This window comes from Ruegeria sp. S84, from assembly GCF_056583445.1.
The window spans coordinates 2,657,751-2,679,431 of record NZ_CM152618.1; the positions used below are offsets into that span (position 1 = coordinate 2,657,751).

Annotated in this window: 23 protein-coding genes and 1 tRNA gene; 16 read left to right on the forward strand and 8 right to left on the reverse strand. The window is 52.1% G+C overall.

Features of this window, described 5'->3' with window-relative positions; genetic code table 11:
• Positions 1-61: 61 nt before the first annotated feature.
• The 3 genes from AC1DFB_RS13360 to AC1DFB_RS13370 form a co-directional block, all read right to left on the reverse strand.
• Positions 62-988, reverse strand: coding sequence for a DMT family transporter (locus tag AC1DFB_RS13360; RefSeq protein WP_170781830.1), 927 nt, complete (start codon positions 986-988; stop codon positions 62-64).
• 146 nt (positions 989-1,134) lie between these two features.
• Positions 1,135-1,869, reverse strand: a complete 735-nt coding sequence (locus tag AC1DFB_RS13365; RefSeq protein ID WP_480921438.1) for a hypothetical protein — start codon at positions 1,867-1,869, stop codon at positions 1,135-1,137.
• A 108-nt stretch (positions 1,870-1,977) separates the two neighbouring features.
• Positions 1,978-2,493 carry a DUF805 domain-containing protein gene (locus AC1DFB_RS13370; protein ID WP_480815072.1) on the reverse strand — a complete coding sequence of 172 codons (516 nt, stop codon included), beginning with the start codon at positions 2,491-2,493 and terminating at the stop codon, positions 1,978-1,980.
• 571 nt (positions 2,494-3,064) lie between these two features.
• Between AC1DFB_RS13370 and AC1DFB_RS13375 the strand changes: the two genes are divergently transcribed.
• The 7 genes from AC1DFB_RS13375 (at position 3,065) to AC1DFB_RS13405 (ending at position 8,422) form a co-directional block, all read left to right on the forward strand.
• The gene (locus AC1DFB_RS13375; RefSeq protein WP_480921439.1) at positions 3,065-3,364 is read left to right on the forward strand and encodes a hypothetical protein; all 300 of its coding nucleotides are present in this window, start codon (positions 3,065-3,067) and stop codon (positions 3,362-3,364) included.
• Positions 3,365-3,727: 363 nt separating this feature from the next.
• A complete protein-coding gene (locus AC1DFB_RS13380) occupies positions 3,728-4,027 on the forward strand; it encodes a hypothetical protein (protein ID WP_480921440.1) in 300 nt (99 codons plus the stop codon).
• A 55-nt stretch (positions 4,028-4,082) separates the two neighbouring features.
• Positions 4,083-4,697 (forward strand): hypothetical protein, encoded by a 615-nt coding sequence (locus AC1DFB_RS13385; RefSeq protein WP_480815069.1) that lies wholly within the window; start codon positions 4,083-4,085, stop codon positions 4,695-4,697.
• Positions 4,698-4,750: 53 nt separating this feature from the next.
• The gene (locus tag AC1DFB_RS13390) at positions 4,751-5,056 is read left to right on the forward strand and encodes a hypothetical protein (protein ID WP_480921441.1); all 306 of its coding nucleotides are present in this window, start codon (positions 4,751-4,753) and stop codon (positions 5,054-5,056) included.
• Complete coding sequence (locus tag AC1DFB_RS13395; protein WP_171656736.1) at positions 5,046-5,273, forward strand: hypothetical protein; 228 nt, start codon at positions 5,046-5,048, stop codon at positions 5,271-5,273. Before AC1DFB_RS13390 ends, AC1DFB_RS13395 begins: the two co-directional genes overlap by 11 nt.
• Before the next feature lie 784 nt (positions 5,274-6,057).
• Positions 6,058-7,491: a hypothetical protein gene (locus AC1DFB_RS13400; protein WP_480921442.1), complete on the forward strand. Its 1,434-nt coding sequence runs from the start codon at positions 6,058-6,060 to the stop codon at positions 7,489-7,491.
• Positions 7,481-8,422, forward strand: a complete 942-nt coding sequence (locus tag AC1DFB_RS13405; RefSeq protein ID WP_480921443.1) for a metallophosphoesterase family protein — start codon at positions 7,481-7,483, stop codon at positions 8,420-8,422. The genes AC1DFB_RS13400 and AC1DFB_RS13405 overlap by 11 nt, the downstream gene beginning before the upstream one ends.
• On the opposite strand, the gene AC1DFB_RS13410 is transcribed toward AC1DFB_RS13405, so the two are convergent.
• Positions 8,423-9,181 (reverse strand): hypothetical protein, encoded by a 759-nt coding sequence (locus AC1DFB_RS13410; protein ID WP_480921444.1) that lies wholly within the window; start codon positions 9,179-9,181, stop codon positions 8,423-8,425.
• Between the two features lie 177 nt (positions 9,182-9,358).
• Between AC1DFB_RS13410 and AC1DFB_RS13415 the strand changes: the two genes are divergently transcribed.
• Positions 9,359-10,291 (forward strand): SdiA-regulated domain-containing protein, encoded by a 933-nt coding sequence (locus AC1DFB_RS13415; RefSeq protein WP_480921445.1) that lies wholly within the window; start codon positions 9,359-9,361, stop codon positions 10,289-10,291.
• A gap of 88 nt (positions 10,292-10,379) precedes the next feature.
• Here AC1DFB_RS13415 and AC1DFB_RS13420 read toward each other — a convergent pair whose 3' ends face one another.
• Positions 10,380-12,752, reverse strand: a complete 2,373-nt coding sequence (locus AC1DFB_RS13420) for an autotransporter family protein (protein ID WP_480921446.1) — start codon at positions 12,750-12,752, stop codon at positions 10,380-10,382.
• A 713-nt stretch (positions 12,753-13,465) separates the two neighbouring features.
• Positions 13,466-13,663, reverse strand: a complete 198-nt coding sequence (locus AC1DFB_RS13425; protein WP_480921447.1) for a DUF3955 domain-containing protein — start codon at positions 13,661-13,663, stop codon at positions 13,466-13,468.
• Between the two features lie 123 nt (positions 13,664-13,786).
• Here AC1DFB_RS13425 and AC1DFB_RS13430 point away from each other — a divergent pair, with 123 nt between their 5' ends.
• Positions 13,787-14,563: a 2-keto-4-pentenoate hydratase gene (locus AC1DFB_RS13430; RefSeq protein WP_480921448.1), complete on the forward strand. Its 777-nt coding sequence runs from the start codon at positions 13,787-13,789 to the stop codon at positions 14,561-14,563.
• Between the two features lie 108 nt (positions 14,564-14,671).
• Positions 14,672-16,144 (forward strand): DUF2779 domain-containing protein, encoded by a 1,473-nt coding sequence (locus tag AC1DFB_RS13435; RefSeq protein ID WP_480921449.1) that lies wholly within the window; start codon positions 14,672-14,674, stop codon positions 16,142-16,144.
• A gap of 85 nt (positions 16,145-16,229) precedes the next feature.
• Here the strand turns inward: AC1DFB_RS13435 and AC1DFB_RS13440 are convergent, their stop codons facing one another.
• On the reverse strand, positions 16,230-17,123 hold the full coding sequence (locus AC1DFB_RS13440; RefSeq protein WP_480921450.1) for an adenylate/guanylate cyclase domain-containing protein: 894 nt from the start codon (positions 17,121-17,123) through the stop codon (positions 16,230-16,232).
• Between the two features lie 545 nt (positions 17,124-17,668).
• Here AC1DFB_RS13440 and AC1DFB_RS13445 point away from each other — a divergent pair.
• The 6 genes from AC1DFB_RS13445 (at position 17,669) to AC1DFB_RS13470 (ending at position 20,315) form a co-directional block, all read left to right on the forward strand.
• Positions 17,669-17,762 (forward strand) — tRNA-OTHER (locus AC1DFB_RS13445).
• Positions 17,763-17,851: 89 nt separating this feature from the next.
• Positions 17,852-18,910 (forward strand): hypothetical protein, encoded by a 1,059-nt coding sequence (locus tag AC1DFB_RS13450; protein ID WP_480921451.1) that lies wholly within the window; start codon positions 17,852-17,854, stop codon positions 18,908-18,910.
• Positions 18,903-19,067 carry a hypothetical protein gene (locus AC1DFB_RS13455; protein WP_480921452.1) on the forward strand — a complete coding sequence of 55 codons (165 nt, stop codon included), beginning with the start codon at positions 18,903-18,905 and terminating at the stop codon, positions 19,065-19,067. Before AC1DFB_RS13450 ends, AC1DFB_RS13455 begins: the two co-directional genes overlap by 8 nt.
• A complete protein-coding gene (locus AC1DFB_RS13460) occupies positions 19,060-19,215 on the forward strand; it encodes a hypothetical protein (RefSeq protein WP_480921453.1) in 156 nt (51 codons plus the stop codon). The genes AC1DFB_RS13455 and AC1DFB_RS13460 overlap by 8 nt, the downstream gene beginning before the upstream one ends.
• Entirely contained in the window at positions 19,212-19,523 is a 312-nt protein-coding gene (locus tag AC1DFB_RS13465) for a hypothetical protein (RefSeq protein ID WP_480921454.1), read from the forward strand. Before AC1DFB_RS13460 ends, AC1DFB_RS13465 begins: the two co-directional genes overlap by 4 nt.
• Positions 19,524-19,718: 195 nt before the next feature.
• Entirely contained in the window at positions 19,719-20,315 is a 597-nt protein-coding gene (locus AC1DFB_RS13470; protein WP_480921455.1) for a hypothetical protein, read from the forward strand.
• A gap of 192 nt (positions 20,316-20,507) precedes the next feature.
• On the opposite strand, the gene AC1DFB_RS13475 is transcribed toward AC1DFB_RS13470, so the two are convergent.
• A protein-coding gene (locus AC1DFB_RS13475; RefSeq protein WP_480921456.1) for an IS3 family transposase occupies positions 20,508-21,667 on the reverse strand; the annotation gives its coding sequence in 2 pieces (ribosomal slippage) (positions 20,508-21,418 and positions 21,418-21,667; 1,161 coding nt in all).
• Between the last annotated feature and the right edge of the window lie 14 nt (positions 21,668-21,681).

Genomic DNA, 21,681 nt, shown 5'->3' on the forward strand with positions numbered 1-21,681 from the left:
GCTTCGGGCCGCAAGCAGCCAGTCATGTGCACCGCAGAAAACGGCAGCACCGAGCCTAGTACTACTGCCTCGGTGATTTTGCGAGCACGGTGGATACGGTGCGCGTCTTTCTACTTCTTGTGATCGCGATTGCGCCCAGCACTAATGCACATGCCAAAGCTTGAGGTAAAGAGATGGCTTCGCCAAAGGCAAGATATCCCACGGCAAACATCGTGGGCAATTCGATGCTTCCGACGACCGCAGTTTGGGAAGCCCCAATAACAGGTGAGCATATCGTGTAGATAAGCTGGGGCACGAAAGCGGTCACCAGACCAATACCAACAATGAAAAGCCAATCGGATTGTTCCCTTGGGAGAAGTTCTCTAACCTCAGCACCAATGATAAGCGGTGCGAGGCCCAGTACGGACCCCAGAGAAACTGACGCGATACGTGCCAATGGCGCAATCCGTGACAACCTGTGTACCAGGACGCAAATTCCGAAGCCAAACCCAAATGGGGCGGCAAGGGATAGCAGCAGCGTTGGTAGATGTTCCGCAGCCACTGACGCGGGCGAGCCAGCAATGACAGCTGCCACCACAATCAGACTAGCGGCCAACATGGCGCGTCGCGTGGGTGCATCTCCAAACACAGCCCAAGCAATTACCAAGGTGAACACCGGATAGGTCATGTAAAGCACACCCACTGTCGATGCGGGCAGCTTCTCCAGCGCCGTTACATATCCGATCCAACCAAGCCCCATTACGGCTCCGGCTGAAAGGCCCCAAGTGATCTCTCGCCATTCTTTTCGGTGCAAGATGAGAACAGGAAGCAGAAGAAGAGCCGCAACAATGTAGCGGTAGAATGCGACCGCATAGGGTGCAACACCCTGTTCGGTCAGGCTGCGGCTGAAATAGGGAACCAGCCCGAAACAGATTGAAGCAAAAAGAACACCAAAAACGGCAAATGCATAAGGGATGGATGGTCGATTTCGCGCAGATGTCGTGGCCATAATCTGGAGCTATCACGCATTTGCATTTTCGTCTTTAGAGATTCTACGTATGACTGCTTTAGTCTGCAAAGCGGTCATTGATGCGCTGCGTAGCGAACGACCGTTTCAAGTAGCTTGCCAATTGGGAAGCCGGTTGGAAGGCAGCATCAATTGCACTGATCATATCTGTAGTCCCCGTATTCCAGCCAGTTTACCGAGCCTTCGCTAAAAATCAGAAACTCGGACCTGTCTTCCCCAAGCAGGGCAACGACAAATCCGGCCGGCGGCTCATAGTTTCCGAAGTAACTATAGGCCGTCATGGCTCTGATCGACTCGCCGTTGACCGTTACTCGCGCGTCCCATTCTCCGTCCGGGTTGTCCAAAATTACCGGTTCGATGACACGCTCTACCGCTCCGCCACCACAATAGACGATGCCTTCTGGGGGTTCGTAGGAGGCCCCTTGGCTAGCACCTGAATCGCAGGCGGAACGAAGGGACCGAATTGCCGCGCTGGAACCTTTCAAGTCAAAGATTCCGTAGCTGACATCTTGATCAATCATGGACAGGTTAACGGATGCATTGGCCGCGAGCTGGTCCAGTACAAAACCATAATCCTGCTGACTATTGAAACTGACCTCGACAGGATAATTGTCGACGATCTGCACAGCAGCGTTTTCTGCGCCAACCTGAAATGCGCCAACTTCGGTGGTGCCGTTCTTCAAAAATCGAATGGAAAGCCCCTGCTTATCCACGATGTCCTGGCTGTCCTCATATCCGGCCGGAGCAAAGCGGATACGGTTACACTGAAGTTCCAGCGTCATGTTTCCGGTTTGAATAAATGCATTGGGATTAGGGCCGGAGTTGACCGACCACTCCGCCGATGCTGTGGTCGCAATTGCCATCATCAAAGCTCCAACGGAAATCGTTTTGAACCTCATTTTTCTCTCCATGGTGTTACGTTTCGCGCAGTCATTCAGCAGAGATTCCAGCCTGTTGTCCGGACAACCTGGTCAGGAAACAGGTTCGCCGTATTCGTTTGCGCCTTCTTGGGAAGGTCGCGTCAACCACCAGATCATCAGGATGGACAGAACCAATTGAAGAATTGAGACAACAACAATACCGGTCGCGCCCAAAACTGCCGCGGGTCCTCGCAATGCATCGGGGTTTTCCGTCCCTTGCTCCAATGCCGAAAAGAACGCCACCCCACCCAGCATAACAAAAAGCGTTGTAATGCTGAGCGCCATCGGCAGCAGCAAGTACCAGCCAGGACGTCCTGTATCATGCAGCCTTCTCCAACCGGCGGCCAGCATAGGTATGAGAACAGCCAGTTGGAAAAAAGAGGACAGAGCCCGCGATCCCTGCCCTGTTTCAGGGTCGGTCCCGAATATGATCGTATCCAGCACAGCCAAAGCAGCACTCACGAGAACCACAAACAAGAAGAACCACCAGTATTCTGAGCGTATAGCCCGACCGGAGAACTGGAAGTATTTCGAGAAACACGTTTTAACTGCTTCCACAAACCCCATTTTCAACCCTTTCTAAGTTTCTGTGCGGCCTCAGAACGCCTCGCCACCTAATAGAACAGACTTGCCCTTCTGGGTTTTCCCACCTTCCTTTTGTGTTTGAACGCCAAAAAACTATCCTATGAAAAGGTAGCGAAGTTTGCGCGCGGAAAAAATGTTGATTTATAAAAAATTAGATTCAAACATGCGAATTCGATGCAACTTTCATTTTACCTCCGTTGTTGTCGTTGCTGCTCGCTTCGCCGAGCCCTTCCGGCCGCTGGAGTGAGTGCTGGCAGCCGGAAGGCACTTTACACGGATCAGTCGTTGGGAGGGTGCGATGCTTAGACTTAATGTACTCGCCCTCTTTCCAGAGTTTGCTCTAGCTTTTGCCAGTGATTTCATTCGGCCATCCCACGTTGTTGGAGGTCTTGGCAGTCAACGTAATAGTGCTCTGCCCGCCAAGCCCCCCGCGGCAAGTTTTGGGAAAGGTCGTCACAGGAACGTTGTCTGTTATGTCGGCTGCCCAAAGGCGAGAGCCTCAAACAAGCGCATTCAAATTCATTAACTTCAACAGACTCAGAGGGAGAAGAAAATGATCAACAAGATGGTGATGATTGCGAGCGCAACTTGTTTCGCACTGCTTGCGGCCTGCGACGACACGGGTACATCCAGTGCGTCCGCCGAACTCACACCCGCTCAGCAGGCGTGTTTGCGAGATGTAGCCAACACCACGAACAATTCGCAAGTCGTTGTGCTCTCATCCGCGTTTAGCGAAGCTGGAACACAAGTCACTGTCGGTGTTGGTGAGGACCGTGCTCCTTGGAATTGCATTGCTTACACTGATGGCGCGACAGCTGGTATCGAGTTTCTGGGCGACGAAGGCGCACTGTGAGTAGTCTGCCGCGTAGCCGAAATCGGCTGCGCAGCACTGGCTTGATCTGCTGAGGTTCGACTTGGTTTGTAGAACCACCATCATCGTATTCTCGATCCTGTACCTGTTGGCGTTGATTGCATTCTTGACCGGCACATTCGGCTGGCTGGGACAGGAACGAGACCCCTTGTCCGGGGTGTTCCTTTTGCCGTTGGGACTGCCTTGGATAATTCTAGTGGATTTGGTCTCAGAGTCAGCCAAACCGTGGTTCGCGGCGATTGTTCCGGTGCTCAACCTGTTAGCGCTGGTCTTGATTTGCAGATGGGTACGCAGTTTGCGCCAGAAGTGAAGGCGGAGCTCTTTCTCACCCAAAAGGAGGAAAACATGGGAAAAGTAATCTTGGGAATTGTGATCAGGCTCGTCCTCGGCGTGGTTGGAGCGATGACCTTGGGTGGCGGGGCCGCAATGGGGGTCGGCGTTGCGACAGGCTTGTCCGCCGGTGTTTGCACCACATTGAAAGGAGCACAAGCCGAGAACCTGATCACCGCCGAGCAAGCGGATCAAATCCTCAATCGCGTAAATTCCGAGATGGCATCTCTGCAAGGAATTGAAACGACAGATGAGATCGTCGGCAGCGCACGGGCATGCGATGAATTTCTGTCAAAGTTACGAGAAGCAAAGTGAGGTTCCGCTTTGTACGGAACAAAACTGTAAGGACAAGCCAACAGGGAACCATCTGATGAAACTCGTTTTACTCAAACTCCTCACACCCATGTTCGCAATCGCGGGCACTGCTGCTTTTGCAATGTCAGAAGCCGATGACGCGTGTATCGACCAATTGCGGCAGGTTGGAGGACCAGACGGTCAATCAGGTACGATTGAAAGCTCAGAATTCTCAGAGGCGGGTACGCTCGTCATGCTACGTGACGCAGGCGGAACGCTTTGGCGCTGCATCGCGTACAAGGATGGAAGCATCGGCGAGATGTCGGTTGTCGAAGCGATGGATGATGGCGGTGGAGCAGTGGCAGGCGCCGCCGGTTCTACCGGTAGCCAACGTGTCAAATTCGATGCTGATTCCACCGGCGCCGAACTAGTTGGTGAACTCGCGCCCGGAGCGTCGCAGCAATATGTTCTCGGTGCAAAGAACGAACAGTTTCTTTACGTCCGAGTTGCGCCGCGAAATGGCTCCTTGGACTATGTTATTCGTAACCCTGATGGATCTGAATTGTTAGGATTGATGTCGGCGGACAAAGAGTATCGAGGACAACTTTGGCAATCCGGTGATCATGTTGTGGAGGTTATCAATCGCAGCAACTCTTCTGTCGACTACAACGTCATTTTCGGAATTGAATAGGTGATCAATCAGAAACCCTGGAACGCAAGTCCAAACAAGCGAGGGAAAAACAGATGAAACCCAAGGTCCTATTGGTGATCGGCACGGCGTGTATTACAGCGCTTGCAGCATGCGACGACAGTGTTGGATCAGTGGATGCAAGTGCACCAACTGTGGGCAGCTCCAGCGATCTTTCGTCATTTGAAGGGGCAAGAGCGGGCCAAGCTGAAATGGGCATCCAAAGTCTCGGATTTGAACTCATCCGCAGCGAAGGGCTGACCTCGTACTGGTTTAACAAAGATACTGGTGCATGTGCTCGGATCACGACATCTGAGGGAAGGTACTCAGATGTAACTATGCTGCCATCAGGTGACTGCTGACACATTTTTCATCAATCAAACATCTGCAAAAGGGAGCTTCAGTTTGCATTTCGACTTGGCACATGCGGCGGTTACCATCGTCGCTCTAATTGTAACAAACCTGGCCTTGAAATCGGCCGGCGTGATAAACGAAGAAAACAAACACCAATTGAACTGGAAAGTATTTCTGGCCTACTTCGTGGTCGTCTTTATCATCAATCTGGTGTGGCCGATTTAAAGCTTCAGGTCGGAAAGTCTATCGCGCACTTGATACGGCTGCTGAGAATGAGCCGCTCCAATAGATTACCAAGTGGGAAGAGTTTGAGCATATAGCGCTTAAGAATAGAAAGGAACTGGCATGCGGTTTTTGACGTCCCTCATATTCATTGGTGTTCTCGCAACCGCTGCGAATTCTGACGTAACCAGCAGAAACGGCGGTCCAAGCAACAGTCAAATGCTATCAAAGGGCGGCGACGGAGGTGTTGATGGCGTCGCTTTCTTTCGCCCAGTCTTAAGCGGAGTATTGTATCGCTCTGGTTTCAAAGGCGGCGACAAGGACCGAACGGGCCTGAGTGAAGGACAACGCGAAACTTTGTGCGGTGAAGGGTTTTCCACCGGGTTTTACGCCGACTTTGGCAAAAACACTGAGTACGGTCGCACCAGTTGTGGAAACGGATCCTTTGACTATCAAAGTGCCAGATCCTCCCGACCCGGTGCTGTCATGGCGTCCATACACGAGGTGATTGAAAACCCTGGAAAGGGCCCTGTCCTTGTACACTGCATGTGGGGCGTTCATTCCTCGGGTGCATTGTCGGCAATGGCGCTCGTTCAGTTTTGCGGTTGGACGGAAGAAAGGGCCAAGGACTATTGGAATGATGCCCGAAACGGGGCGCCTTGTTCAGGCGGGTGCGACCAGTGGATTGACTCAAAATTCTCCAACTTCAGTGTCGACCCAAAGTTGAAAATCTCCACCGAACAACAGGCAGCGATTTGCCCTAAATGATACCGGGAGGACTATCTAAATGAAGTTCAATCTTCTGGGGTCACTTGCTCTCATTGCACCCACTGCCTTGTGGGCGAACGACGATGTTCTGGGTGAAGCCACGACATTTGATAGTCCCAACGGCATTACTGAACGCTGTATTCGGATCGAAAAAGTTCCGACTGGCGAGTACAAGGACAGCGATCTTGAGGAAGAAACTGCCTATTGCGAGATCGATTTCTATGCCTCCGAAATTGCTATTTGCCCAAAAATCTGGAGCACCAGTCCCGGAATGGCCGTCTACGATATTTCGGAAGGACCCTACACGGGGAACCGTTCTGAGTTCGAGAGAAACGCTTGCAAAGAGGGGAAGGCGGCAAAAAATCTGGCCAAGGACAGGGTAGCTAAGCTCAAGTCCACCATGAACCAAAAGGGCACCAGTGGAACATTTTCGACCTCGTCGCTGCTTTACTATCATTTCTCCAGGTATTTCGACGCGACTGTCAAAGTTCCAGTCGCCGTTTGGCGAAGCATGGACGCCCAGGCACATTTTTCCGAGGTTGCAGAGTCTGGCCTTGCGATTTCGGGTGGCTCTCATGGCGGGCGCATGAACCATGAAGGCTGGCGGGTCTTTGCAGCTGCGGACGCCGATCCGAACTCATACCAACCGACCGATGATCTATTCACCGCAGATCGAACGCAAATATACGGTGTACTGCTTGATAGTCCTGGGCATCGATACGGTTCGGAAATCAACGGCACCCGCAAATCTGGGTGGGGGAAAGGCCAAAACCGTGATTTTCAGGAAACGCCAGCTTTTTTGGCTTTGCGGTCTTCAAAACCATTGTCAGAGGCCATTGCAGAGGGCGTTAAAGAAGGCAGAAAAGACCGGATGATCAACAAGGATCTCGGTCCCAATGTCAGTGACCAACAGATGGCATTTTGGATGCAAGAACTTACCGAGATTGTTCTACTCGACTTCATCTTCAGCCAGCAGGACCGTGTAGGAAACATAGACTTCACACCCTATTGGTATTGGGTCGAAGACGGAAAGCTGAAGCATAAGAAAGCGAAGCACCATCAGCCAAAGGATGGAGATGTTCCTGCCAACGCGCTTTTGATCCGTCGAAGCAATCTAAACGACAACGATGCTGGTGGGCGGGTCGAGTATGCCAACTTCGCGAAATCCACTCAAATGCTAGAGAAAATGCGGCACTTCTCTCCAAGCACGTTCCAGCGCTTGGTTGCATTGAACAGTGACCTTCAAACCCAAGGCCCGGTTTATGACTGGCTGTCGCAAAGCCTTGGGCTTTCAGGTAGGCAGATTGCCCAAGTTGTCAAAAATACCGCGCTGGCAACGTCCATCCTCCAGAGCAATTGTTCAAATGGCGATTTGATGTTCGACCTGGACCCTGTCGCATTCTTTTTGAGAAACGACACCGAGGTAGAGGCTGTGGACTGTAATGCCCCGTAAGCTTTCCACCCTTTTTGCGGCGTTCATTTGGACCGCTCTGCTCGCCTGCAAGGCGGTGGCATTGGATGTCATCGTCATATCGGATCTGAATGGAAGCTATGGCTCAGTAAGATACGATGCCCGCGTCGACAAGGCGATTGAGCGGATAGTCGAGATTGATCCCGATTTGGTGATTTCGACCGGAGATATGGTCGCGGGACAGCGCATTCCCAACTTGTCAGACAAACAGGTTAGAGAAATGTGGAAGGCGTTTCACGAAGCCGTATCAGATCCTCTAGCGGCCGCCGGAATTCCATTTGCGGTCACGCCTGGGAACCATGATGCCTCCGCCTACCGTGGGTTCGAGCGTGAAAGAAAAATATACGCAGAGGAATGGGCACCAAGAAAACCAGACGTCGACTTCCTGGTTTCGGATGACTACCCGTTCTTCTACGCGTTTGAGATGCAGGGCGTAACGTTTGCATCTTTGGATGCTACGACCTTAGGGCCGCTATCCGGTGATCAACAGGACCGACTTGTGGAACTGGGTGCAAATGGAAATCCGGTTGTCACTTTCAGTCACCTCCCACTTTGGCCCTTCGCGATCCAGCGCGAACGCGAAATCATCGGTGACCCAACACTTGAAAAAATCTATTTGGAAAGCGGTGTCGTTCTGCATCTGTCAGGCCACCATCATGCCTTCTACCCAGGCTGGAAAGACGGTGTGGCTTATGTTTCCCAAGCTTGTTTGGGAGGTGGCCCGCGACGGCTTATTGGCGATAGCGCCAGATCACCTCACAGCTTCACTCATGTTAAGTTCCAGCCGAACGGCGAGTTTGGGATAGCAGTATATCGAGGGCCTGATTTCAAAAGGTTGGTCAACTTCAAGTCGCTTCCGAAAGAGATCAGATCCCCGAATGCGGTGTTGAAACGATTAGACCTTGTGAAATGACTAGAGGTTGAGTTTCAGCTCAACTTTTTCAGGGACCAGATCGTTTATCATCTCTTCTATCCGGGCTTCTGAAAGTCCACCCGAGGTGATGAAAAGCAATGAAACGCGAGATTTGCCCGGAACGTGATGTTTTCTGACCAGCTTCCAGCCAGCGTCTGCCGCCATAGCTTCAATGGCGCTGCTGACGTTCAATGAGTGCTTTTCGTCTGAAGCCTTGAGCGAAATCTCCACGCCCTTGTTTCGCCCACCGAGCCAAATGAAACACCAACACACAACCGCCACCAGTGTGGCCATCAACGGCAAACCCAGCCCTACCGCCAGCCCAAGCACGGTGACTATAATCATTTCCACCGTGTCGACCGGGTCATCCATATTTGATCGGAACCTCAACAGGGCTCCTATTCCAAAGATCACGAACCCGATCATTGATCCGTGCTGTACGACCAGAAACCCTACCGCCATGCCGACAAGCGCGTATAGGAAGAACAGTCGCGGCATGACAATATCGCTGACACTTCTCCGGGCTCTCCGCCTCACAGGGTGATAAACGATCAGTCCAGTCAATATGACAGTTACGATGACGTCGAGAGTAAAAAAATACAGTTCCTGTCTGCCGCGAAACTGCGTCCAACGTCGCTCGATAAGTATTTCCGACTCTGAAGTGCCGGCCAACATGGTTGCGGGGTCCACTTGTGACACCGCAACGCCTGGCAACAGTACTATTAATAGCACGGCCAGGAGTGGGAAAGTCTTGTTCAACTTAACTTCCTTCCTGCTTACTCTAGCAGATTGCCTTCCGACAAAGGCACATCTTGTCCAATTCAATCGCAACAGGCGGGATCAGGTAAAGAGATTACCGTGCATTCTTCGGACATCGCATCCGGACTGTGATACTAACGCTGACACGGGGATGTGGTCCAAGCGCGAGAGAATCCAATGACAGAAAACAGAGTGTTTTCGTCAAAAGCTGAAATTTCACGGTGTTTCTGCAAACTTAGGCGACTGGCTTTTGCGGCCAGCTTGGTTGCGGCAGCCTTCGTGCCTTGGTCCGATTTTGCCTACGCCGAAAGTGCTGGTTTGGTTCTGGTCGATAAATTCAAGGTGGCAGACAAATCAGAGGGATTTTCAGAGCCTTCCGGTTTGGCAATGTCTAACGCTGAAGGCTTCTTGTGGTCTGTAAGTGATGCCGAACCTAAACTGCACCTACTCGGAGCCGACGGGGTATTAGGAAACTCTTTCAAGTTGTCAGCATTGGCAGGATCAGATTTGGAGGGTGTTGCACCTCGAAAAGATGGGTCTGTTTTGGTGCTTCAAGAAACTGACCGATCAATCCTAGTCGTTCACCCAACTGACCCCATTCAACTGACGACAATACCTCTCGCATCTCTTAAAGGTTACCCGACCGCCGCTGCATTACTCGTCGGCAACCCTTTGAACAAGGGACCCGAAGGCATCGCCGTTGACCCGGAATCCGGGCGGGTCTTCGTTGGAATTGAGGGACAACCAAGGTTGTTAATGATGTTATCGCCAGAGCTAGACGAAATTATTGAGATCATTCCTTTAGCCCGCGATGCAGGTTTTATCTCCGAGCGTGTAGATGATGATGAACTAGATTTGAGCGGCCTAGCATGGTCCCGGTCCTCGCGTTCTCTTTGGATTGTGAGTGACAAAGGCCGTCAGATCTTCATCTACAATCCAGAATCCAAGTCCGTAAAGTCTATCAGTTTGACGTTCACAGAAGATGGCAAACAAAAAGAAGTTAAACATCCCGAAGGTATCGCTCTCGATGAGACCAAAGGGCTTCTCTACATCCTGACAGACGACGCCAAGAAATCGCGGCTTTATGTTTTTAATATCCCCAAATTTTAGTCGCTAGAGAATGACGCTCACATTGCCACGATAGCTTCCGCAAGTTGTTGCAGCTAGCTTACCACTCCTCTTCGTTGGTCCGCCCTAATCAGAACCGAACACTTAAGTTTGCACCGAGGCCATGCTCTTGGCCGTTGGAACGAACTGAATAGCCATATCCTGCCGTTAGTCTGGCCAGATCAGAGATCTGATACCCTAGCCCCAGACCAAGCACGAAGCCATTTGCTCCTCGGTTTTGTCCGACTTGTGTGAACGTGCCAAATATCGGGCTCGTTACAGTGATTTCGTGCTCACTATCCTTGTTGGCAAAGAAGTCATACTCGTAACGAGCAAAGGCAATTGGGGTTAGCACACCATTCTCTGTCAAGAAGTCCCGTTGGTAGTCAACTCCAATGGAAGCGACCAGAGACTCGGCATCCGCTTTTTCAATTGAGTAGTTGAAGTCACCACCGCCAGTCTCTGTGCCTGAACCTTGTTGAATACGCCCGTAGTTCAATCCAAAAACCGTAGAAACCCTTGCACCGCTGTCCAGGTTAAACAACTTCCGTGCCTGGATACCGGCGTGGATTCCCTCTTGGTCCAAATCCGATTTAGCCTCACCTCCCGTAAAGCCATCAACAGAAGGGTTATTTCGCTTGGCATCAGTTTCACCGAACATGTAACCGATCAGTCCGGAGAACTCCCAAGTTCCGGTTGTTGTACGCCCATAGACGCCCACATGATAGCTGTCGGTCGAAAAGTCCTGATCGACTTGATCGTGTTCATCCATGGAGGATGTCCCAAAACCTGCGTACACGCCGGCCACAACTCTATCGGTGCTTGCGACATCCGCTCCGACCAAAATGGTGCCCAGCGAATAGTCGAATGTCCCAAGGCCATTGCTTCCATCAACGTCCCCGCTCACATAGGCCGTGTCGATCCACCAGCGCCGATCAGAGCAGTCTATTGCGCCGCTCGGGCTCTGGGCCGTGTCGATTTCGCCTGCTGCAACGGGTTGATCCTCATTGCTGAAGCCGACCGCTTGATACTTGCGGCAATCAGCGTGGCTCAGCACAGTGTTGGTTATCAGGTCAAGTTGCTCAAGCCCAACGGTCAAATTGGAGGAATAGGGTTCTGCGTGCACACGATTAAACCCAACTAAACCTGAATTGGTAAGCGTGTTAACTACATTGCCCAAGGTTGTACCGTTGGTCAGAATGGTTCCAGGTGACTTGATTGCAGTGTTCGCAACCGCACCAGCAAGATTGCTTGCATTGGGTGATCCTACAACTGCTGGATGCTGCGGTAAGCTCGAGACAGGGAGGGTCGAAAACGCAATATCAATTCTACCGTCCACAGTTGGCGTATTTGAGATACTCAGACTGGAAAGAGCGGGTAGAGAACCTCCGGCAACAAGAGTTGGGGAGTTTCCATCAAAACTCGAAGCTTGAAAAACCGTGTAGTCGTTGCCAGCAGCATAGTCTTGTGCAGACAGACCAGGTCGAGCGGCTTCGACTTGTATGGTAGCGCGGTTAATCCCCGTCACTGGCCCGCTGGATGACACCAAGTCAGCTTTCTGCCCGGCCGTCGGATCGACCTCACTTAAGAGCCTTGACCCAGCTTCAAAGGCGATCCCGCCACTATTGTTGAGTGTACCAATTGAAAAGCCCGGCGAAAGCACCCCGCCGTTCTTAACTGTGAAGTTGAAGGCGTTCACTGTTCCCGTTCCGGCCAGAGTGCCAAAGTTTTCAAAGTTTACGGTGTTCAAACTGCTTGCCGCATCAAGCCGAACAGTCGTGCCTGCCGCTATCGCCATGTCACTGGTTGAAGAAATTGAACTATTGGTCAGTGTGAAATCGGAAGCCTCAGCAATCCGGGTCTGGATATAGTACGCCCCGAAAACCACTTCGGTGGCTCCCATAACGGTAAGGTTGTCATAGGTTAGCGGGCGGTCGGACTGGAAGTAGACTTCAGTGGGGTCGATATTCGCGCCGTTGAAGGGAGCGAACGTCATTGATCTGCCGGAACCAATCGAAGTTCCAATGAGGTTCACTCTGAGCTTCCCGTTGATGTTTGTTGCCAACGCTTCCCGGGAGACAAAGTCTCCGCTACCCGCCGCGACATCGACATTCAAAAGTGTTAAAACTGAAGCATTGCTTGGAACGGTATTTTGGCCCGGAACATACAACTCAATTTCACCTGAGGACGTAATTGAGGAGTTTCCAATTGTAAGTCCTGTAATGGGTCCGTTTGGGATCGGGAGACACGTGCGTTCCGTCGTTGAGATTGTTTGATTAACGCGAGTGCTTTCAGATCCAGAAGCATACTCTATTCGAGGAGACCCCAATTCTACGCAGGCCTGTGAGCTTTGGGCTTGTACTTTGGTTGGCGACATCAAATAAGCCAAAATTACGAATGCGATATTCGCCAGAGTGATGAGCTGAGCAATTCGACTTAGTGGGAACGGCCTATTGTTTGTCACCAACTTTCTCCTCTCGCAGTACAAGCGAAGCTACCTTAACTTAGGACTTGAAAAACAAAGTTTATCTTTTTGGATTTTTTGTTGTGGCATATGAGCAAACTCACAACACGGGAAGGTCTGCCCAATGCAGACCTGCTCGTGCAATTACTGCGAGGCAAGACAAGCCGGGTTTTGCATTCCGTCCATACGCACCTTTGCGTAGAAGCCGTGGCAAAAGGTCAAGCCTTGAAACGATTTTCCCGAGCTTGACGGGCGCTGAACAGCGCCATTGAGTATAGGCATGGATCATTGGATTTCGGAGTCGATAGCTAAGATCAATGCAGATGCTCACCGCTCCGCCGATACGCACCTTTTCAAGCTAGTAGGCCAAAACTTCTGGACCGAGATTGATCTTATCGAGGGCACGTCCCTTATTCAGAAACTCGACGAAACCAATTTGAAGTTTGAGTTTCAGAGTTTGCCAATTTTCGACAAGATCTGAAAGCTGGTTGACTGAAACCAAGAGAATGAAACAATAAACTGAGCAATGACACGGAGTACGAAGATACTGTTGGCGCTCACCGTATTGACGGTCGGGCTATGCATGTTCCTAGCGGGACGTGCGGTCGAACGTTACCAATATGAGGAGGCCTGCCTAGACTTGGGCGGAGGTCGCCATCCTGGAGATTGCCCGATTTGCGTTTTGGAACAGCGTTCTAACTGACGGACGCGTCTCAGTCACGCGGTGATTGGAACAACGAAACTACGAGCACAACGACGCCAATTGCTGCGAGAATGAAAGTCAGCGGCAAAAAGAAGCTTTCTTGCAGAACGCCGTTTGGGTCGACACCGCCATAAAACAGGTGCTCTGAAAGCCCACTTAGTGCTGCAAGGAAAAGGATGACGATACCAAAAAGGCGACGTTTGGTCATGTCAGGTCTCCAAGGGAATGGGCCAATAGTTAGCATCGTTTTTCATACCTGTGAATTGAGGAGCCTAGTTCTTCAATACCTTGATTGCATCGCAATCCAGCCGTAGGCGCGTATAATGCGAATATGACAAGAGATATTGAAGCTAACGCTAAGACAATCGCTGATGCCCTGACCTCTGCCCAGCAGATACCTAAACTGTCTTCAGAGGCAGGACAGCTATCGCTGGATGACGCATATTCGATTGCTAGTCGTGTCCGCGAGATTTTGGGCAAAGAAAGAGTTGGCAGAAAAGTCGGCTTCACGAACCGCACGATTTGGCCTGTTTATGGTGTGGATCAACCCATTTGGGGAGAGGTTCACTCAGATGGGCTGTTTTCGACTGATCAGCCGGTAAACTTGGCAAGGTATTCAGAACCGAGAATCGAGCCAGAAATCGTACTTGGCCTCGGCGATGCGCCGACGGCTGAAATGAACAATGAACAGTTGGCAGGTTGCGTGGAGTGGGTCGCTCCAGGGTTTGAAATCGTGCAATCGATTTATCCCGACTGGAAATTCTCAGTCGAAGATTCAATCGCAGCACAAGGATTGCACGGCTGCCTTGTTCTTGGCGACAAAATCGCGGCGACGCATGATGTTTTGATCGGCTTGGCCGAAGTGCCACTAGCGTTGTTCAAGGGCACCGAGGCTATCGAGGCCGGCAAGGGTGAAAACGCGCTTGGAGGCCCAATCAAAGTCCTGGCTCATCTTGTGTCTCTGCTTTGCAAAGACGACCAGCTTCAAGGAGGCGAGCTAGTCACAACTGGCACATTGACGGACGCATGGCCAGTGTCGCCGGGCGAACAATGGTCAGCTGGTTTTGGTGGCGTGATGGACACCGAGCTATCCGTACGATTTACATGAGGCTTTGGTAGAGTGGTGACGCCGACTGCACCAAAGAAAAGCTGCTCTCAATAGCTGACCATGATGGTCTTCCACTGGTTTCATCAATTCTGGGAAGCAAATTACACGATGCTATCCAAATCAGATTACATGATGTTTCTCAGGCACCCTGCCTGGCTATGGATCAAGAAACACGCCAGGCATCTGCTGCCGCCAATTGACCCCTCATTGCAAGCACGCTTTGACGAGGGGCACGCGTTTGAGCCTTATGCAGAGGAGCTTTTTGGTGATCTCGTTCGCCTCGGTTTTTCAGATTTTTCAGAATACCAGGCTCTTCCCGCGCGTACTTTGGAGGCTTGGAGAGATGGTGCGAACGCCGTGGCACAGGGACGCTATGAAGATGGAACCATAACTTGCATCTCCGACATCGTCAGCCGCAGTGGCGATGGGTACGTTTTGACAGAGATCAAGAGCGGGACATCATCAAAACCCGAACACACCTTTGATCTCGCATTCCAGCGTGTCGTGCTTGAGGCGGCCGGGTTTCCCATTGCGCGCTGCGAAGTGGCACATGTGAACCGTGATTACGTCAGAAACGGCGAAATCAATCCGCAAGAGCTTGTCAGCATCACTGACATCACGGATGCGGTGACTGAGCAGCTCGAAAAAACGCGCACGCGTATAGATCAGGCATTGAGCATCGTTGCCAGCGTTACGATGCCTGATCCGTCCCCCGAACGTGCGCGCCTTAAATCCTACGGTGAATGGCTGGAGATCCGCGAAAAACTCGACCCACCTCTCGCGCATGACAGTATCCACCGCCTTCCGTTCATGAATGCGGAAAAAGCCTCGGAACTCATCGCAAATGGGATCACAAAGATTGACGAGATCAGTGATCCATCTGCGTTGGGCAAGTCGACACAGCGCTACTTGAGAGCAGTGGCGAACGGTGAACGCACAATCGATCATCAGGAGTTAAGCAGGTTTCTGAGCGAGATTGTGTATCCGGTTTACTATTTTGACTACGAGACATCTCAGAGTTTGCTGCCACCCTGGGACGGAACGCGCCCCTATCAGCAAGTGGCTTTCCAGTATTCCTTGCATATCCAGCATGAGCCTGGCGGAGAAATTGAGCACAGGGAGTATCTCCACCGAGACGCCAGTAACCCGATGCCAGCCTTGCTGAAAAGGCTTCGTGAGGACATAGGAGACGTTGGCTCTGTAGTGGTTTGGTATGCTCCGTTCGAGAAATCGCGCAATACGGAAATGGCAGAAACTTATCCAGAGCACGCAGAGTTTCTGGAAGGCCTAAATGCTCGCGTAGTTGATCTGATGAAGCCGTTTGCGGATGAAGTGATCAACGATCCCGCGTTCAAGGGAAGCGCCTCTATCAAGGCCGTTCTTCCAGCGTTTTTGCCAGAACTTTCATACGATGATCTGGATATCAAAGAGGGGGCAAGCGCGTCTCGCCTTTGGAAGGACGTAACATTGACCGAACCGGATGATCCAGCGCGCGAGAAGGTCTACTCTGATCTTGTGGCGTATTGCACGCGCGACACCTGGGCGATGGTCGCCATTCATCGGGAATTGCTGGCGATGTGAGGTGTGCTGCGAACCTCAAAACAACTGGCGGTGCTGCTCCCCTAGGAGACTAGGCGATTTGCCGGAGTTACGGCGCCCCCAACACTTAATCTTGCCAATCCAACCGATACAAAACGTGGTGACCGCGTAAACCTATAAGGAGTCTGGGTTCTATTTCAGAAAAAGAGAAATCGGTTCGTCCTCCGACCATGGCGCGAGTCGCATCTGAAACGAGTATCTCGCCCGCCGCACCAAGGGTCGTTATGCGTGACGCTTTGTTGACCACCGTACCGAAAAAATCTCCACGAGATTGCACGACATCACCAGTGTGAATCCCAATCCGAACACCGAAAGATGGCTCCGCGGATGCCGATGCAATGGCCCCCTGAATCTTGATAGCGGCCGTTAGTGCTTCTTTCGCGGACGGAAAGACGGACAACGTTCCGTCTCCAAGGGATTTCACGAACTGGCCATGATGCTTTTCAATGATCGCCGCCAAGGCTTGGAAGTGGTTTTCGATCAGCACCGACCAACGCTGATCGCCCAACGACTCCGCCAACGTTGTGCTGCCCTCCACATCAGTGAAAAGTACCGAAGCCAAGCCTTCGGTTTGGACCAGCTCGGGTCCGTCTTCACGCGCAGCATCAACCAGTTTTTGGATGGCCAGCTGCTCTTTACCCACGAGTTCAATATTTGGAGTTGGCACTGAAGCGTGGCGATTGATGATCTTCCAGGCTGCTCCCTCTAGTACAAAAATCAGAACGGTGCGGTAGAAGACGGCTTCATCAAAGCCGACAAACTGAATCTTATGGACGAAGGATGACCATCCCGTTTCTCCGTTTTCGAAGGCCTCAGCTTCAACTTCATTGAAAACGACGGGAGCAGGGATCTCCGCGAAAAAGCCGCTAACCCCATCGCGAACTGCTTGCCCGCTCCAAAACTCTCCTTCGCCTGTCCCAACGAACCGTAGTTCATCTGCTTTCGACAGAAAATCCTGCAACTCGTCAGTATTCTTTTTGGTTCTGAGTATTCATACCAACGCCTCGAAACTGCCAGCAGTTCAGGTGAGGAACGTATCATCACAAATTACTCGAGACGCTAAATGGAATGAGACTTACAGAGTCTTGCAACCGGTATCTCCATTTTTCTAAAGATGCAGGCCAATGCTGCCGCTGAGGTTTTGTCAGATCAAGACTTTTGTATTTCTCCAGAATGGAGCGCATCAGACGCAGATCAAAAGACGCGCGTCGGTTCAGAGCGAACTATCGACGGAGTTTCTAAGTTCGAGTCTGGATCACAGGGTATCGAATCGTTTCGCTGTCTGAGAGCTACTCGACGCTGTACTGACCCGCAAAATAAGATGCATCAGTGTATCGGGCACACGCTAAGCTAGAAGGTTCCCAGAACTACGCGGTGAATTTCTAAGTGCAGCACGCTCTGTCTTGACATGGTTATGCGAACTGGTTCAGCTTGCGGTCATGACGTTCACACGCATCCACTGCCATCGAATATCGGCCTGAGGTCGATAACCCACGCAAAATCCGTGGGAGGCAGCATTGGTATGCGGGCGAGGCTTATATCCTTGTAATTGCTCCAGATTAGAGTGCACGAGTCGGTTCGATTCCGACGCCTCCTACCATTCTCAGGAGGAGTCCGACATGGCGGACGACGTGAAGAACACAATTGACTTCAACGATATCAAGCAATCGGTCGAGGAGAATGTGACTGATGGATGATGTCGAAAAGAGTTGGAAGGAATTCCGGGAAAAGGTCCGAGGTGTGATCGAGGACCATGGAGCGCTAGATGATCTCCGCTCATTTGACGCCTGGTACGCCGAAGAGATGCATTTGGTGATGGCGCACAACTACCCAGCTCCGCACGTCTCTGACGTCACATGGTCGACCGGGGGTCTGCATGTCGAGTGTGATGACCGCGAAGTGGTCGACCGTATGATGACTGCTATGGCGGAGGTTTCACACGATCTCAAAAAGGCGCGGGCCCGGAGGTCAGTGATGAGCAGTGTTCTCGACTGGAATGATATTCAGGGAAGCGTCTTCAAGCAGCTTGGTGAGTATCGTGCCGGGTGGGCGGAGCAGCTTACGCTTGCACTTGAGAAAGTGAAGAGGTTGATCGACGAGCAGCCCGACCTGTTTGGTGATGAACACCCGTCCATCGTTCAGATCAAACAGAAATGGGGAGGCTTGCGCGTCTATGAGGGACCGGGCTGCAACCAGGCTACGAGTGAAGAGATTCAATGGCGTGTCGATCAGATTGAGCAAACCTGTGAAGGTTGTTCTAATTCTGCCCAACGCCAGAAATTCCTTGGGTTTGTGACGACGCTTTGCAGCTGGTGCTACAATGATGCTCTGCGGCGGCGATTTGAGGGCGCCGAAGAATCCTGGCCCGACAGCCTGAGGCTGGACATTGTGGAAAACTATCCAGACCTCGTTTCTCCGGATTGCGCATCTCTTGTTCCTGCTGTCGGAAAGGGCTGGCTCGTCATGATTTCGCAAGCACTCCACAAGCTTTCCTTCAGTCAGGATTTCAGGGCACTGGACCCTGGAACTATTCAGATCTCGGATATTAAGAAAGGCCGGGATGGCAAGATTTCCATCAGCTTCAGTCAATACCACGATCTCATTCAGGAGTACGCTGACTGGATGGGATTTCGATGCTGTGTGACGTGTGAAGAGTGTGGCCACGTTGGTGACATCGTTCGAACAGCCGACGGGTCTCAAGTGCTCTGTTCTCACTGTTTCTGTACTCGGGAGAAGTCTGATGGGTGATGACGACGACGTTGAGCTGGATGAACAAACCTTGCGTTTGCTTAGGCTTCGGGAGGCTGAAATTGCGGCCGGTCGAGCAAAACTAACCAAGCCGATTACCTCGGATGAGATCCGGTCGCGAAAGGTGCCTGATCCGAAGGGTGAGCCAGATGAGTGACAAGGCTACAGAAGAGGAAATCCCAATTTTTGTAATCTGCGAGACTCTGGTGAACGGCCAACTTCGAGAGATTGAAGGAAAAGAGATCACTGTAAAACCAAACAAGATCTTAGTCTTGACGATCAGTGTCGAAGATGTTGAGCGATGACAGATGATTTTTCAGAAGAAGAGATCTTCGGGCGCCCGTTACATGATGTTCCTCTGGATGACATGATCGCAGAGTTGCAAGCCCGTCGCAAAGAGGGTCCGGAGGTCTGGCTTGCATTGCGCAAAATGATTTTCGAGCAAATCGCCGATTTTGCACAGCGTCCGTCCGATGCGCCCAAATGGCGGGATGAATGGGTCAAAGAGAACACCTGGGATCTCGTGACTGACGACGATGATGTCGAGATCACTGATGGTAGCGGCAACGTGTTCGACGACCTCGGGATCGAAGACCCAAGGAAGAAGACTTAGTGATGGGGACCGAGCATTTCAGTTTGATCTTATCCGTCGTGATCACTGCCGCCGTCACGATCTACGTCAGACACATTGTCCGAACTGCTGGAAAAGATCGCGAAGTCGATCCAGAGCGAGTGAAGAAGATCATGCGAGATCTGGACTACAGCCACCTGGACCGAGTGATGAACCGGCGAAGGAAGGGTTAGCGGGATGTTGAAGGTGGTTGTCTATGTTGGTGATCAAGAGGTCGCCCGAGCTCTGGCTGAGAACGATTCAAAACTCGCGGACGTGTCCGACTACAATATCCGGATGAACGAGCGTGCTGCCGAGCAGTTTGGTATTCAAGAAAAAGGTCTCGGCGGCCGGATTAAAGGCCACCCTCGAAGTCAGACGGTCTGGGCGCTCGTACGCAAGATCGCAGACCTTTGGCTTGCGGGGACCGGCACGGGCGAAGAAAGCGTTGAGGCAGAGCTGCTGCCGATGATCCGCAAGTCTATCCGCGAACTAGATGAGAGGGTCGAAAAGGAATCGAACCAGAGCGAAGATTGGAATGCTGTGATCAAGCAGATTTCTGATGACGAGCCGTTTTCCCTGGGCTTCTACGCTGACAAATTTGAGTCGTGGACAGCGGACGAGATTGAAGCTCTTCGATGTGATGTGGTTGAGACAGCCACAGAGGAAGAACTAATGGCCGAGGTCGAACGCCGGCGAAGAGCTGGTCTACTGCCCAAGGAGGCCTCGAATGATGGCTTGTCAGATCTGGTTGATGATCTCTGGGGCAAACTCGATACAGACCCAGACCGCTAGTACAGCTTACCTGCCGCCATTACCCAATATTTAACATCAGAAGTCTATGGCGACTGTCGTTGTAGTAGTGCGCGCTTCTTCTAAGCGCCTCTCCTGCTAGGAACCAAAGTGCCCCGGATAGACCCAGAGACCGTGAAAGAGCTTACGCGAACCCTCGACTGGTCATTGACCTGCCCCCCGAGGCTCCCTCATTCATAACGAGAGTTTGCGGGTCTGGTTTTCATATTCTTCGTCGTCTGATTGGGCAAGCGCGCCGGGCGCGGAGCCCTCAAATTGCTCAAGCGTCCGGCGCGCTTCTGCGGGCGTTTTGTTTCCGAGCGACGAGTGCGGCCTGATGTTGTTGTAATCGTAGCGCCAAAGCGCCAGCTTTCGGCGGGCATCATCCAGACTGTCAAACATCTCCTCGTTGAGGAGCTCATCGCGCAGGCTGCCGTTGAATGACTCGATGAAGGCATTCTGCTGCGGTTTGCCGGGATCAATGTAGTGCCAGTCGACGCCGTTGTCGTTTGCCCATTTCAAGATCGCCCGACTGGTGAACTCTGTTCCGTTGTCGCTGACAATGCTGGCGGGCCTGCCATAGAGCCGTACAAGTGCATCGAGCTCCCGCGCGACGCGTGCGCCGGATATGGATGTGTCGGCCATCAGACAGAGGTTTTCGCGACAGCAGTCGTCGTTCACCGCCAGAATGCGGAACCGGCGTGAAGCCCCGAACGTGTCAGACAGGAAGTCCAGTGACCAGCGTTCGCCAGGCCTCAGCGCCTCCGGCATTGGGGAACGTGAGCCACGGGCCCGTTTCCGGCCTCGTCGTCGTCTGACGCCCAGCTTTTCCTCGGTGTAAAGGCGATACAGCTTCTTGTGGTTCATAACGTACCCTTCGCGCTCCAGCATCACGCCGATCCGGCGATAGCTAAACCTGCGCCGCTTGGCAGCGATAGCCTTCATTTCCTTGCGTATCTCAGGGTTATCCGGCGGGCGTTCACGCCGGACCGTTTTTGGATCGACACCGACAAGTTGGCAGGCCCGGCGTTGCGAGATGTCATGATCCCGCATCGCTCTCAGCGCTGCCTCTCGCCGCTCATTCGGTGTCGTCAACTCTTTCCCAGAAGGTCCTTCAGCACGACGTTGTCCAACATCGTATCCGCCAACAGCCTTTTCAGCTTGGCGTTCTCGTCTTCCAGGGCCTTCAACTTGGCTGCGTCAGACACTTCCATGCCGCCGTATTTGGATTTGAATTTGTAGAACGTCCCCTGGCTCAGACCATGTTTCCGGCATACTTCAGCCGTCGGCATTCCGGCCTCTTGCTCTTTGATCATCCCGATAATCTGTGCCTCGGTAAAACGGCTCTTTCGCATTCGTTTGCTCCTTC